At 68.3% G+C, this 13,633-nt stretch carries 14 protein-coding genes; 3 read left to right on the forward strand and 11 right to left on the reverse strand.

Going from position 1 to position 13,633, the window contains the following annotated elements; all coding sequences use genetic code 11:
• Together BUB97_RS20915 and BUB97_RS20920 are read left to right on the forward strand one after the other, a co-directional pair.
• On the forward strand, positions 1-705 hold the full coding sequence (locus tag BUB97_RS20915) for a GntR family transcriptional regulator (RefSeq protein ID WP_073138406.1): 705 nt from the start codon (positions 1-3) through the stop codon (positions 703-705).
• A 322-nt stretch (positions 706-1,027) separates the two neighbouring features.
• Positions 1,028-1,408: a transposase gene (locus BUB97_RS20920; RefSeq protein WP_175562699.1), complete on the forward strand. Its 381-nt coding sequence runs from the start codon at positions 1,028-1,030 to the stop codon at positions 1,406-1,408.
• Between the two features lie 83 nt (positions 1,409-1,491).
• Here the strand turns inward: BUB97_RS20920 and BUB97_RS20925 are convergent, their stop codons facing one another.
• The 11 genes from BUB97_RS20925 to BUB97_RS20975 form a co-directional block, all read right to left on the reverse strand.
• A complete protein-coding gene (locus BUB97_RS20925; protein WP_073138412.1) occupies positions 1,492-2,586 on the reverse strand; it encodes an FUSC family protein in 1,095 nt (364 codons plus the stop codon).
• Positions 2,587-2,595: 9 nt separating this feature from the next.
• On the reverse strand, positions 2,596-3,846 hold the full coding sequence (locus BUB97_RS20930) for an HlyD family secretion protein (RefSeq protein ID WP_338141790.1): 1,251 nt from the start codon (positions 3,844-3,846) through the stop codon (positions 2,596-2,598).
• Between the two features lie 186 nt (positions 3,847-4,032).
• A complete protein-coding gene (locus BUB97_RS20935) occupies positions 4,033-4,953 on the reverse strand; it encodes an efflux RND transporter periplasmic adaptor subunit (RefSeq protein WP_073138414.1) in 921 nt (306 codons plus the stop codon).
• A gap of 7 nt (positions 4,954-4,960) precedes the next feature.
• Complete coding sequence (locus BUB97_RS20940) at positions 4,961-5,155, reverse strand: DUF1656 domain-containing protein (RefSeq protein WP_073138416.1); 195 nt, start codon at positions 5,153-5,155, stop codon at positions 4,961-4,963.
• Positions 5,155-7,230 (reverse strand): FUSC family protein, encoded by a 2,076-nt coding sequence (locus BUB97_RS20945; RefSeq protein WP_073138418.1) that lies wholly within the window; start codon positions 7,228-7,230, stop codon positions 5,155-5,157. Before BUB97_RS20945 ends, BUB97_RS20940 begins: the two co-directional genes overlap by 1 nt.
• On the reverse strand, positions 7,227-7,691 hold the full coding sequence (locus BUB97_RS20950) for a MarR family winged helix-turn-helix transcriptional regulator (protein ID WP_073138420.1): 465 nt from the start codon (positions 7,689-7,691) through the stop codon (positions 7,227-7,229). The genes BUB97_RS20945 and BUB97_RS20950 overlap by 4 nt, the downstream gene beginning before the upstream one ends.
• 258 nt (positions 7,692-7,949) lie before the next feature.
• Positions 7,950-8,225 carry a DUF6880 family protein gene (locus BUB97_RS20955; protein WP_073138422.1) on the reverse strand — a complete coding sequence of 92 codons (276 nt, stop codon included), beginning with the start codon at positions 8,223-8,225 and terminating at the stop codon, positions 7,950-7,952.
• Positions 8,226-8,357: 132 nt separating this feature from the next.
• Positions 8,358-9,137, reverse strand: coding sequence for a segregation and condensation protein A (locus tag BUB97_RS20960; protein ID WP_086062428.1), 780 nt, complete (start codon positions 9,135-9,137; stop codon positions 8,358-8,360).
• Positions 9,134-9,883 (reverse strand): hypothetical protein, encoded by a 750-nt coding sequence (locus BUB97_RS20965; RefSeq protein ID WP_073138424.1) that lies wholly within the window; start codon positions 9,881-9,883, stop codon positions 9,134-9,136. Before BUB97_RS20965 ends, BUB97_RS20960 begins: the two co-directional genes overlap by 4 nt.
• A complete protein-coding gene (locus BUB97_RS20970; protein ID WP_086062429.1) occupies positions 9,880-10,881 on the reverse strand; it encodes a tyrosine-type recombinase/integrase in 1,002 nt (333 codons plus the stop codon). The genes BUB97_RS20965 and BUB97_RS20970 overlap by 4 nt, the downstream gene beginning before the upstream one ends.
• 288 nt (positions 10,882-11,169) lie before the next feature.
• Positions 11,170-12,108 (reverse strand): hypothetical protein, encoded by a 939-nt coding sequence (locus tag BUB97_RS20975; protein WP_073138426.1) that lies wholly within the window; start codon positions 12,106-12,108, stop codon positions 11,170-11,172.
• A gap of 1,252 nt (positions 12,109-13,360) precedes the next feature.
• Between BUB97_RS20975 and BUB97_RS20985 the strand changes: the two genes are divergently transcribed.
• A complete protein-coding gene (locus BUB97_RS20985; protein ID WP_073138430.1) occupies positions 13,361-13,594 on the forward strand; it encodes a hypothetical protein in 234 nt (77 codons plus the stop codon).
• The last annotated feature ends 39 nt before the right edge of the window (positions 13,595-13,633 follow it).

Here is a 13,633-nt window from a genome sequence, read left to right on the forward strand (position 1 = left end):
ATGGACCGGAGCAGACTGAGGCTCGCCGACAGTGTCTACGAGCGCGTCAAGGAGATGATCCTGGATGGGCGGTTCGGGACGGAGACGTGGATTCCCATCGACATCCTGGTCTCGGAACTGGCGGTCAGCCGCCAGCCCGTGATGGACACGATGCGGCGGCTCTCGCTTGAGGGCTTCGTCTCGATCGTGCCCCAGGTCGGTTGCCGCCCGCGGCCCTACGCGGCCGAGGACGTCCAGGATTTCTTCGTTCTCTTCGCGGAAGGCGAGGCGCAGGTGGCGCAGATCGCGGCGCAGCGCGCCGACGCCAGGGACCTGATCGAGTTGCGGCTTATCTCGCAGGAGATCGGCGCGTTGCGGAAGGCCCGCCTGGGCGATGCGGAGCGCGGCCGCCTCTACCGCGACCTGAACCGCCGGTTCCACCGCAGCATCCGCCACGCCTCGAAGTCGCCCGTCGCCGCGGAAATCGTGGAGGGCATGGGGGACCGGAGCGACTTCTTCGTTGCCCAATCCGGCCGCTTCATCTTCGCTACCCGGCTGAAGACGGCACATGACGAGCACGAGGCCCTGATCGCGGCCATCGCCGACCGCCTTCCAATGCGCGCCGCCGAGGTGGCGCGGGCCCATATCCTAGCAATCGGGGAGCGTCTGCGCAGAGTGCCCGCCCCTGCCGGTGTGGGCGGCACGAAAGAGGCGCCGGGGACGTAGGATCCCCCGGCGCCTCGCGCCAACACCCTGCGTTAAAAGCGGTACCCCAGGCCCGCCGTCACGGCGAAGATCTGGCCGTGCTCGCGGGCGAAGGTGGTCTCACCCTTCAGCAGTGTGGTGAAGTGAGCAGCTCGACAAGGTCCGTGGCACAATGGCGCTGGTCCGGCATCTGGCCTCCCTACGCCCAGGGCCATTTACCACGACCACTGCCTCGGCAAAGGTCGGACTACGCGCCAATGCCCGACGTTGGCTCGACCTCGATGCCGAACTCCGGTCGCACGACACCCATCTTCACCGCCTCGCGGAGGGGTGCGCACCAGAGATGGTCGCAGCGCACGGTATGGGCGCTGTGACCGCAGCGGAGATGCTCGTCCTAGTTAGCGACAACCCGGAGCGGATCCGCTCCGAGGCCGCCTTCGCCAAGCTCTGCGGCGCCTGCCCGATCCCGGCCTCAAGCGGCAAGACCAGCCGGCATCGCCTCAACCGCGGCGGGCACCGCCAGGCCGATGCCGCCCTCCACCGTGTCGTGGTCGTGTGTATGCGCACCCACCAACCCACTCTCGGCTATTTCCAGCGCCGCACCGCCGAAGGAAAGAGCAAGCGAGAGATCATCCGCTGCCTCAAGCGCTTCGTCGCACGTGAGATCTTCGGCTATCTCTGCCGTACGCCCAAAGCCGCCAACCCAGACCAAGTTCTCGCTTGACCTCTATAGGAGCATCAGTGCCGTTGACGATGCCCTCATCAGTCCCGGTGCTGCGACGAGCACGCGAACCTACAGTATCGCTGTCAGCCTGATGGACGTGGCATCGCGGATGCCGATGCCGATGCCGATGGCTGCGGCGTCGGAGTATCCTGCCCTGTCCCGGAGCAAGCCCTGCCGGCCGGCGCAAAGGCCCATTCCAGCAGCGAGAGTGCGGCGAGTCCGAAGGCGGCGCCGCCGATGGTGAGGAGGAGGCGGGTTGTCGCCGTCTCCAACGGATGCGTGCCCAGCGTCGCGCCCGAGACGATCACCGCCAGGACCGAGAGGCCGAGCTGGTAGGTGTTGGCTGAGCGGGGGCCGGCCACCATCCGCTCGGTGAACCACAGAGCCGCCAGTAGCACGAGCAGCAGCAGAACCGGGAACTGGGCCTGCAGGGTGAAGAGCACAAGGACCACGATGCCCACCAAGCCGCCCTGCACGGTAGAGAGGATGCGCTCCCGCCCTTGCGTCCGCTGCGCGTCCCGCGTGGGATAGCCGAGCACGAGGGCGACGATGATCATGAAGATCAGCCCGGACACGGGCGCCCCCGCCAGGAAGGCGAGCAGCACCGGGGCCAGCACCGCGAGGCGCAACAGGGCATGCAGGCCGGGCCGTTCCAGCGCGGGTGGCGGTGGAGGCGGGATGGGCGCCGCATCGCGCCGCGGAGGTAGGAGCAGGTTGAGCAGCGGGATCAGAAGCGCCGAGACGACCGCCGTAACGGTGAAGGCATCCCGCATCGCCTCCGCCCCTGCACGGGAGTTGCCGAACAGCACGCCAATCATGCTGGTGAAGACGAGGACCATGACGCCGAGCTGGTTGCCGGTCCGCAGCAGTAGGTAGAGGGCGCCGTAGCATACGGCCAGCAAGGCGACGAACTGCACGGCGGGCATGCCCTGAGTGAGCACGCATAGGCCAAAGATCGTCCAGATCAGCACGGCGAGGATCGCGGCGGTCATGATGCTGGAAACCGGGCGATAGGGGCCGCGCTGGCCGCAAAAGAGGCTGACCAGCATGGAGGGCAGGATCATGCCGGGGTTGAGGGCAAGCGGCTCGATCAGCGCGAGACCCGCCGTGACGCCGATCGCGCAGCGCAGGCTGAAAAACGGATCGTCGCTGCGCGACGGGCGCGGGAGCGCTGCCATCTCTCGCCCTCAGTAGAGATAGGATAGGGCGGTGCTGCCGCGCATCAGGCCCCGAGCAATGAGCCAGAGCACGCCGGAGTTCTCTCCCGCCGCGTCCACCACCACGGAAACCTTGGCGCCGATCCGCACCTTGGGCGGCGGCTCCTCGCTCGGGGGTAGCTCGATCCTGACGGGGATTCGCCTTGCCGGCTCGAACCAACGGGTGCTGGTGTCGGGCTGGGCCAGACCCCCGGCACTGCGCCGCCCGGCATCGATACCCCAGGCAATGCTGCCCACCCGTCCCACGTAGATGCGGCCCGGTGCCACGTCGAAGGCGATCTCCACGGGATCGCCGGGATCGATGTTGCGCAACTGGTTCTCGCGGAAATCGGCGACGATCCAGCCGCCGCGGGAGTCAATCATCGTCAGGGCGGGCTGGCCCGCCGTGGCGTACTGGCCGGTGGTGAGGGCAAGGTTGGTCACCACCCCGTCCGTTGCAGCAGTCACCGTGGTGTTGATCAGGTCGGTACGGGCGCGCTGCAGCCGCGCGGTCGCGGCGACGACCTGCGGGTTGTCGGCACTGGCTGATCCCAGCTGCCGTGCCGCTTGGTCGCGCTGCGCCTCGGCCGCCCGCAACTGGGCCTCGGCGGTGCGCAGGGCGCCCTGCGCATCGTCACCGCGCGCACGGGCATAGACACCGCGTTCCACCAGCTGGAGCGTGCGGGAGGCGGTGGCGCGGACGTTCTGCAGGTTGGCCTGAGCCTGGGCCACCCCCGCCTCGGCCGCCGCGATGCCGGCGGTGCCGGCGCTGGTGGATTGCAGCGTCTGGGCCAGCTCCGCCTCGGCTTGGCGTACAGCGAGCTCGAACAGGGTGGGATCGAGGCGGAACAGGGGCGCGCCCGCCTCGACCCGGCTGTTGTCTTCCACCAGAACCTCGGTCACTGGACCGGAAACGCGGGGTGCCACCTGGGCGACGTAGCCGGCGACCGCGCCCGTGCCGGAATAGGGTGTCCAGCGGTCGGAAGCAGCGTACCAGACGACCAGGAGAGCGAGCAGGGCGAAAACCCCGATCGCCGCAGACCGGGCTGCGCTTCGCCCCGCCGGCCCGGGGAATGACCTCGTTTCTTCAATCCGGGCCGGGGCCGGTTGTTCCACGCCCTGTTCCGCCATGTCCCTCACTCTCGTCATAAAGTCCCCCATCAAGCCGGGGCCGGGCCCGGGGTTTCCGGTCGAGCGTCCGGCAGGACTGGCCGGCGAGCGCCGGTGGCGGCAGAAAGCCATTGTGAGCAACTGCGTTGCACGGAATAGGTGCGAAGGCACAGTGGGCTAGTGGCGGGTCCGGACTGCAGGCCGAGCGGCGGTAGCAGCTGCAAGGAGCGGAGAGGGCCTCGCTGGTGGCCGTCCTGGGTTGTCGGGCCACCGCACAGGATGGCCTCTCCCCAACATGACCTCGCTGAGTGGGCGCCGTCAGAGGTGATCACGGATCCAGGCCATGACGCGGCCACTCCAGTCCGTCGGGCTGGCCGCCTCTTCGCCGACGGCGACGGAAGCGGTCATGCCGGCGACCAGCGTCAGCCCCGACGGCAATGCGCCGATCCGGATGCGCACGGGGATACGCTGGGCCAACCGGACCCAGGTGAAGATCGGGTTCACCGTCGGCAGGCCGCGGCTGTTGACCGCGTCGTTGCTGTCGCTGATGCCGCGTCCGATGCTCTCCACCTCTCCCGAAAGGACCGCCTCGTGGCTCATCAGGCGTATGCGCGCCTGATCTCCGGGATGAATGCCGGAGATCTTCGTTTCCTCGAAGTACCCGTCCACCCAGAAGGAATCGGCGTCGACGATGGCGACCTGCGCCGCGCCGGCATTGACGTAGCTGCCGGGACGCAGCCGCAGATGGGTGACGAAGCCGTTGACGGGCGAGGTGACTGTGGAGCGCGTGAGGTTCAGTTGCGCGACGCTGAATGAAACTCGGGCACTCGCCAGCGTCGCTTCCGCGACGTTGAGGGTGGTGCTGGCCCGCTCGCGCGCCTCTTCGGAGGCGTAGCTGCGTAGCTGTTGCTGCCGACGAGCCTCGGAGCGGGCCAGCTCCATCTGGCTCTGTGCGCCATCGAGTGCCGCCCGGGCCTGCTGCAGGGCTAAAGCGAAACGGGACGGGTCGACCTGGAACAGGACATCGCCCTTCCGGACCGGCTGGTTGTCGGTCACCTGCACGTCCAGCACCGTGCCGGCGACCTCGGACGCGACGTTGACGACCTGCGCCTGCACGCGGCCGTCCCGTGTCCAGGGCGACAGCATGTAGGTGCGCCACAGCGCCGTCGCGGCGACGACGGCCAGGGCCACCATGGCGAGGGTGACGAGCACACGGAGGGTGGAACCGACGAAACGCATGGCAGTCCTATCGCAGCAGCACGAGCAGGGAGACGATGGAGACGAAGAGGGCCACCTCGAACAGCGCGGGATGCCACAGCCGGTGCAGCAGGCCGGCGCGGCCGAGGAGGAGGCGGCAGATCAGGAAGAGGGCCCCGGCCAGCAGGCCGTCGAGCACGATCGGCGGCAGGTAGACGTCGCCGAGATTTAGTTCATGGAGCATCACGCGGCCTCGGGCCGAGAGGCGGCCCAGAATTCGCCACGCGCGAGGAAATCGGCGTGGCTGTCGGTCAGGGCGGCCATCTCGTTCAGCAGGGCCGCGGCCTCCAGGGTGGCGTAAGAGGCATCGGCCGGCCCGGCGAGGCGGTGCGCCGCGGCCCTGGCGGCGCCGGCCGCCGCATGGGGAGCCACGATGACCTGCCGGAAGGCGCTAATGGCCTGCTGCACCACGGGCCGGGCCTCGGCCGGCAGGGCCGGGCCGTCCAGCAATCGGCGGACGCGGATCATGGTGCGCCCCAGCAGGATGACATCGCCGCCATCCACGAGGGCGGCGGCGCTGCGGGCCGGGGCGATGGCGGCCAGGCGCTGCGACAGGCGGACCAGCTTCTGGTACTGCAGGTGCTCCCAGCGGAGCCAGCCCGGCAGCCGGCCGCGGCTGAGGTCGCGCACGCTCCGCCGCAGGGAGCGTTGCAGCACCCGCGCTTCGGCCGGTGGGTTGGCCGGCAGCAGCACGAAGAAGGAGAGCACGCTGCAGGCCCCGCCCAGGAGGTAGGCGACGGCGCCGTCGAGCCCGCCCGCCAGATTGTAGTTCATCGGGTTCGTCGGGCTGACGGTGACGACAAAGAACATGACGAAGGAGGTCGCCGGACCGATCATTCCGGGGCGCTGCATGACGAGGAGCCCCGCGGCGATCACCGGCAACATGGTGAGCAGCAGCAGCGGGAAGCCCGTCATGAGCGGCAGCACGCCATAAGTCACCGCAAGCCCCACCGCCGTCGCCACCAGCATGCCCTTGAAGAAGCCGATGCTGGCCGCCGCCGCGCTGTCGAGCGTGCCCATGAGGGCGCAGATCGGGCCGAGCAGCGCCAGCATCGCACCCCCCGAGGACCAGCCGCTGACAATCCAGAAGGCACCGCCGAGAAAGACCGCGAGGGCCGCGCGGGTTCCGTTGCGCAGCGCCGTCACCGGGTTCACATAGGCCTTCAGCCGAAGGCTCTGGGCGCGGGGCACGTCGTCGTGCAACGCCACCAGGGTTGCGAGCGCCGCCGCGAACTGGCGGAGCAGCGCCTCGGCCCTCAGAAGAGCTGCCAGCGCATCGATGTCGCGGCAGGCCTCGGCAAGGCCGCGGAGATCCGCGCGGGCCACACGAATGTCGTCCCGCAGCGGCTCGACCTTGTCCCTGTCCGGGAGCAGGGTGGCAATCCGGCCGACAAGGTCCTCCACCCGCTCACTGGCCGCGGTGACATCGGCGCGCGCGGACAGTTCCGGCCTCTGCAGCAGGGCCGCGGTTCGGCGGCCGCTGACGAGGAGGGCAAGAAGGGCGGCCCCCGCGAGGCGGATATCGGGGGCGTGCCGGCCGATGCCGGTATCCTCGAGGGCGGAGAACTCCACGGTCTGGTCGAGCGCCTCCACGGCCCGGACGACCTGGATGCCCTGGGCGAGCGTCTCCGCCGAGACCGCTCCCGCCAGGATGTCCCGGATGAAGCGCGCCGTCGCCGCGGTGAGGCGTCCGACGCTGCCGATCAGCTCCGACCGGTCCCGGCCCATGTCGGTGACAAGGAAGACGAAGGCGGTGGAGAGCACCCCGATGCTGACGACGGCCACGCGGCCGCAGGCGAGGATCAGCACGTTGTCCGGATTAGCGAGGGCGGGGATGCCGACGATGGCGATGGTGTAGCCGGCCAACACGGCGCCGTAGGAGCGGAAGTAGCGCAGCAGCGAGGCGAGGAAGGTGCAGAGGCCGAGCCAGAGGGAGAAGGCGGCGATGAAGAGCCACGGCGCCTGGGCGAAGAGCGAGACGAGCAGGATGGCGACGACCCCGCCCACCGCGCTGCCCAGCAGCCGGTAGATGCTCTTGGAGAGGATCGCGCCGCGGGATGAGGCGGCGATGATCAGCACTGTCAGCCCGGCGGAGGACGGGCTCTCGAGCTCCAGCGCATAGGCCGTGTAGAGCGCAAGGCTGAAGGCCGTGAGGGTGCGGAGCACATGCTTCCAGCCCGGCGGGAGGCGGGGCCGGGCACGCCAGAGGCGTTGGGCGGGTGACGCCGGGGCCGCCAGGCCGGTCACGGCGCCGCTCATGATGCCGCCCGGTCGCTCTCGAGGAGGGCCTTGATCCGCTCCTCGAACAGGCGAAGCACGCGCGTGGCCGTGTCCAGCTCCTCGGCCGGGATGCCCTTCAGCAGCTTCTCCCGCAGGCGCGCGAGAGTCTCCTCCAGCCGGTCGGCCAGACGCTGCCCTTTCGGCAGGAGATGGATGACCTTGCTCCGTCGGTCACCCGGGACGTCGCGGCGGACGAGCAGGGCGGCCGCCTCGCCCTGATCGAGCAGGCGGACCATCGCGGCGGGGTCGATCCCGACCTCCGTCGCCAGCGTCTTCTGCTGCACCCCTGGACCGAGACGTGAGGCGAACAGCAGCACCGAGGCCAGCGAGATTGACAGGCCCGTGCCTTCAATGGCCGCGCTGGCTGCCTGGTGCCACGCACGTCGGGCTGGCTGGATGGCGTTGGTGAAAATGTAGAGGGATGAACTCCGAGCTCTCATCGAGGGCTTCCATCGACTGCGAAGGGCCCCAAGCGCCGACATCTCGGATGGGCGTACTGCGACAGGGCACCCGTTCTATGCGCGATCAATCGTTGAGATGTCAACGTCTGGCCTGCGCTGCCCCTGGCCGTTGGCAAGCAGCCTGGGCCATTCTGCCGGGGTGATGAAGACGCTGCGGGTAGGGACGCCGGACTGGGTGACGCTGCCGGAAGATTGCTGCCGCATGGGCACCGCAGCGCCCATGCGGCAGCACAGCAATCAGGAGCTCTGTAGAGATCGACGGCGGGCCTGCAGGGCCGTCCAGAACGAGACCTGTGCCACCAAGCCTGCCGCGGTCAGGACCACGGCCGCGGCCAGGGCTAGATTTCCCCCAAGGCCCACGAGCGACGTGCAAGCCGCGCCCACGGCCATCTGGAAGCGCAGCTGGCGCTGGGCGGCGGCATATCCCTTGCTGACCGCCATGAGCAGCTCCGCGAGTTTGGCCGCGCCGAGCGCCTCAAGATTCGCAGCGTTCAGTGTCTTGCTCTGGGCCATGCTGTGCTTTTGGTTCGGTCAGGGAGCGTCTTCAACGGCCGTCTCGTCAGAGGTCCGGCATACGGGCGTACACACAGACTTATCCCCCGCATCTGTGGATCAACGGTCGTCGCGAGCGATCAGGGAGAAAGTTCAAGCTGACAGCCTGACCTGCAGGGGACCGAAAGTCCTATCCTGGTGCACGAGGATCTCACCCTGCTTGGCGAGTTCCAGGCCGGCCAGGAAGCCACTTGCGAGGTTGGAACGACGCCGCAGCGGGGAGGCGGATATGGATCCTGACGATCCGGGTATCATCTCACCCAGCTCGCCACCGCTGGGGTGGTCACGGAGCCAAGTCCGCAGGTGGACGAGGGCTTCTGCGAGAGGCCAGACATCGAGCGGAGGCGGCGCATAGGGTCGGACTGCTTCGCGTACCGCCATCTTCGGCACATCCAGCAGGTCGAAGCACGCCAGCAAGAGGTCCAGCAGATCGCCTCCCTCAGCATGGTCAGCACGAGGAGGCACTTCGGTAACCCCGCGGGCGAAGACCTCCCTTCCCAGCTGCGTCCGCCGATCCAGCCACCCTGCCAGTACCCGTGCCTGCCGACGCTGCTCGGCACGGATCAGGCCCTCGCGCAGGCGCTCGGCTTCCGGCACCTCCGCCTCGTCTTCGGCTTGGCCAAGCAGCTTCGACTTCAGCAGCACCAGCCAGCTCGCGGCGATCAGCCAATCACCCCGCTCCGCTAGGGTGGCTGCCGCGCCCGGCGCCTCCACCGCGGCGACGTACTGGTCCACCAGCGCCACGATCGACAGGCGGCCGAGGTCCACCTTCTGCGCGCGGGCCAGTTCCAGCAGGAAGTCGATCGGCCCCTCGTAGCCGTCGAGCCGCACGACCGGGGCGGAGGCGGGGTCATCCCGCCCGGCCGCCATCATCCGGCGTTGCCGGCTGCGGGCCGCAGGTCCAGCCGCAGGCCGGGCCAAGCTTTGGCCAAGCGCCGCACTGCCGCAGTCGGGGCAGCGTTGGCCGCGAAGAAGCCGAACCGCAGTCCCACCTGGCCTTTGGGCCGGCGGCTCGCCGTAGCGGCGAGCCGCTCCACCCGACGCAGTTCCTCGGTGCCCCAGTGGATGCGAAGCCAGTGCCGGGCTTCGGGGTGGTCAGGACCGAGCGCCAGGACTGCCGCCGGCACGGGCAGCAGGGCGTGCAGGTCGAGAGGCCCGGCTCGGCTTCCCTCGGCCGTCACCAGGACCTGCCGGTGCCGGTCCTCGGCGCGTTCTCGCAGTTGCGCCGCGAAGACCCGGCAGCCCTCCAGCGACAGCCGCCCGGCGCGGGGATAGCGGGAGGCCAGACGGTGGAACACGTCCTCCTCCATAGCGGCGAAGTCGATCTGCCAGGGCGTGACGCCCGGTCCTGCCGCGGCGGCAGCGAAGGCCGCCACGGTCGCGGCCGGCCCGCCGACTGTCAGCCGGAACGGCAGCCACTCGGTGTGATCGACCGCTTCTTCCCCACCCGAGTGCTCGGCATCGGGCAGTTCCGCCTGGCTCGAGGTGGCCGCGCTGTCCTGATCGGTGGAACGGACTGCCTTCGGGCGCCCGCGTGGTCGCTTTGCAGTATGCGGCTTCGCCCGGCGGAGCCGCGGCCCGGGTGGTGCCTCGTCCCAGGGGAAGCAGATCCCGCTCACAGGCCGACTTTGCCCGCCGGGCTCTCGGAGAGAAGTTTGGCCCGCCGCACGTAGCCCCGCATCGTCTTGTGGTCGCGGTGACGGGTGTGATCCATGATGTCCTGGTCGCGCACGCCCTTGTCGTAGGCTTCCGTGATGAAGCCGGCGCGCAGCCCGTGGGCGGTGAGCCGGTCGCCTGCCGGGACGGTGATGCCGGCCAGATGCGCACGGCCGAGTAGCAGGAAGCGCACAGAATCCGGAACCAGCGCGTCGCGGCCGATGCTGCCGGCCTTGCTGATGCGGCGGAATAGCGGCCCGGCGCGGTGCTTCAGCGTCGCGCGCCAAGCCTCCACGGCGCGCACCGGGCAGGTCGCCGGGTTCTGGCCGCGCGGGATGCCGATCTCGGCGCCCTGGCGCTCCTGGTCGGTCTTGGAGCGGCGGATCCGCACGCGCAAGCCGAACGGGGTGGGTAGGACGTCGGTCACCTCGAGCGCCACGAGCTCGGAGCGACGGAAGGCGCCGGCGAAGCCCAGCAGCAGCAGGGCGCGGTCGCGGCGGCCCACGGGGCCGTCGTCGCAGGTGTCGACGAGCTTGCGCAAGTCAGCGAGGCGGATGGCGGCGGCCTGCCGCACGGGCTCGCCGTGCTCGGCGAACACGCCCTTCAGCGTGGCGCGGATCTCGAGGCCGCCGGTCTCCCAGGGGAAGCCGTTGTAGCGATGCATCTGGCCAATAGCGGCGAGGCGGCGGCGGATGGTGGTCGGCGCGTGGGTAGGGCCGAGGCTGCCAAGATAGGCGCCGACGGTGGACGGCTCGGCCGGGATCGGCTCCAGGCCGGCCTCGGCGCACCAGTTGGAGAAGTGCTGCCAGTCCGAGCGGTAGGCCCGCAGGGTCGCCGGCGCCATCGAGCGGCGGGCGTACTCGCGAGCCCTATCCTGCGCCGCGATGCCCTTGGCGGTGGGCTTAAGCCGTTGCTGCGGCAGGTTTTCCGCCGCGTCGCGTGGCGCGACCTCGCTGCCCATACCGCCCCTACCTCCTATCTCTGGAGGCCCAAATCTGCGCTGAGTGACCCCCAAACGCCAACCTTAAATATGTTACTCGTGATAAGGATGGTTATCGCGGGTAATGGGTCGCGTGCATGCTGTTGGTTGTTGCTCGGCCGAGATCGCGATAGTCCCTGATTGCCCTTCTGGATTCCGGGCCGATCATCCTTGATTCTGGGACGGGTCCGGTCAGCCGAGGCGAACCTGAAGCGGACCGGAGCCGAGATCAACCTGGTGGACACGGTCAACACTGCCTGACGGCGAGGCTCAGATCGGCAGCTCGGCCTGGGGACTGCCGGCCCGAACGTATCGGTATCTGTATGTCTTCGCCCGGCCGGACCCTACGACCTCCTCCACCCACGACGTCAGCCCGCCTGCCTGCTGCATGTCGGCAAGCGCCTGCCGGACCTCCTCTCGCAACTTGACCCGTTTCTTTGTCTCCTCGGCGCGGTAGTCACGCCCGGCCAGCGAGGCCAGCAGTTCCACGTTGATCCAGCTATGGGCAGGCTGGCTGTCAATGTAGGGCCACCAGCATCGCGCGTAATCGGACTTCAATTTGAAGTAAACGTCAGCATCTACTGCGACGAGATGCCGTTCCTCAAGTGTCCGACGGACCCATTCTCCATACGACACCGTCAACTTGCTATCGAGCTGGGCACCATCCCACTCGATTCGACCTATTAGGGCATCCGACCAACCGGCTCCGGCGAGCATCCCACGGGCCTCGGCACGCAGATATTCTTCATGCGATCCACGGAAGACCCTGATCGTTACGCGCTGTAGCTCCTGGAGCACGCGAAGGGCGGTCAGGAGGTTTGTCACGTGGATGGTCAGGCCACTGGCAGCCAGCAGCTCCCGCCACGTCGTCTCGGTCTGGCAGACGACGATCTTCTGCCCAGTCTCGGTGCGGGCCTCGACGCGCTTCGCGCGCAGCCGGAAAAGCGCAACGAGCGCATCCCGATGCCGGGTTCCCAGCTCGCGCCCGGCCACTTCGACCACGCTGTGCGGGGGGACGATGTAGGTCCGACGGAAGTTGCTGTCGGTGTCCAAACCATGGACACGGGCGGCGAATGCACTCGTCCGAGCCAGCCGGGAGGGCATCACGGCGGGGGCACGACGCCCCCTGGCGTTCTGCTTCGTCCGCTCAAGCCGGGCAAGGCGCTTTCGCTCCACCTCGGACAGGAATTTCGGCCCGCTCTCGCTCATTGCCCCAAAATGCCCCTGCGATTCCGCTCGCCGCTGGAATGCTCCCGCGATTCCCGTGGAAGAGGAGCATAGACACGAAGAATGGGCCTGAGAGCCCAAAAAATGCTCCCGTGATTCCCGTCACCCGGAGAAGTTATCCCCAGCTCTGGGGACAACAGGAGGCTCTAAGTGAATCCCAGGGGCACTTTCCGTAGAGGCAGGGGCATTACGCGTAGAAGCGGGAGCAGAACCCCCACCTAGGCCACTGAATCGAAACGCGGAATTTCCCTTTAGACTCATATTATTAGACGAATCTTAGACCTTCCGCTGGGGACAACCCTAACGCGGGCTGGTTCCCCATGCTGGTCCTGGAACGGACGTCCAGTTCATGAGGCAGGAACGGCATCGGGAGAAAGGGCTGCTGAAAGGACGGTCCTGGCACCGACTCGGACCAATCAAGGGTGCAGGGAAGAAGCAGAGGAGGGGATCGGGCTCTAAAGTGCCCCCGCAATTACGACTGCCTCGCCCCTTCCAGGGCGGCCACTTTGGCCGCCATCGCGATGTTCAGAGCCTTAGGTCCGCGCACAATGCCATGACATTGGTCCGCCGGTTCTGACCGTCATGAGAGAACGCCAAAATGTGGTGGGCCCCGAGGTAGCGTCCTGGCCTCGGTCACGAACCCTCGGCGCCGCAGCGTTCGCAGAACCCTCCGGCGCGCAGCAGGACCTCCGCTCACACGCGGGGGTCCGGGACGTAACGGCGGCCCCTAAAAGTGACTGTGTGGTGTGTGTCGGACCCGGCATCGACGTCGTTGAGACTGTCGCCTGTAGCTAGCAGGTCGTGGTCCGCGAGTCGCTCAATCAGGCCCGCATGGGGCACCTCGCCCTTCATGCGCTCCCAGGCCCGCTGAGTGCCCAGGCCACGTCGCGCCGCCATGGAAGCTGCGATCGCATCCTCGTAGTCCGACCGGCTACCTTCAAAAGACGGTGGAGCAGCGCCTCAAGGGCGAACTACGGCTCGACAAGACCCGGACGGCCTCGCCGACATGGCTGGCCGGCCGGGCAAGGCGACTCGCAGAAGCCAAGTGCCGCAGGGAAGCTTCGGCTGGCTGCTGGGCTGATTTCTTCGCTGCCACGCAAGATTCACCCGGTCATGCAAAGCCTTGTGGGTAGGGCATTCCGCGAGTCATGGAGCCTCCTCCCGCAGGTTCGCGGTCGCGTGAGCTGGGAATCAGTTCTTGTTTTGTTCGCGATTCGCCCGATAGGGTGGCGGCATGGCCGACCATTTTGCGAACGAATCCAACGAGAACTCGCTAAGCCCAGCCCGCCCAGAGGAGGTGGCCGACGCACTGTCCTACGCGCTGCGCTACGACGAGCGCGGGCGTCCACGGCCGCACGGTGGGGAGATGGTCGCGGGCTTGGCGGCGCAGCACCTGGCTCAGCATCTCGAGCGGGCCGGCTTCGTGTTGATGCGCAAGCGTCCGGGGCGTCCACACAGTGCGGGGTGACTCGGGTAACGCCCGGCGCTTCATTTCCGTGCATCTTCC

This window comes from Muricoccus roseus (genome assembly GCF_900141905.1).
Taxonomy (GTDB): Bacteria; Pseudomonadota; Alphaproteobacteria; order Acetobacterales; family Acetobacteraceae; genus Roseomonas; species Roseomonas rosea.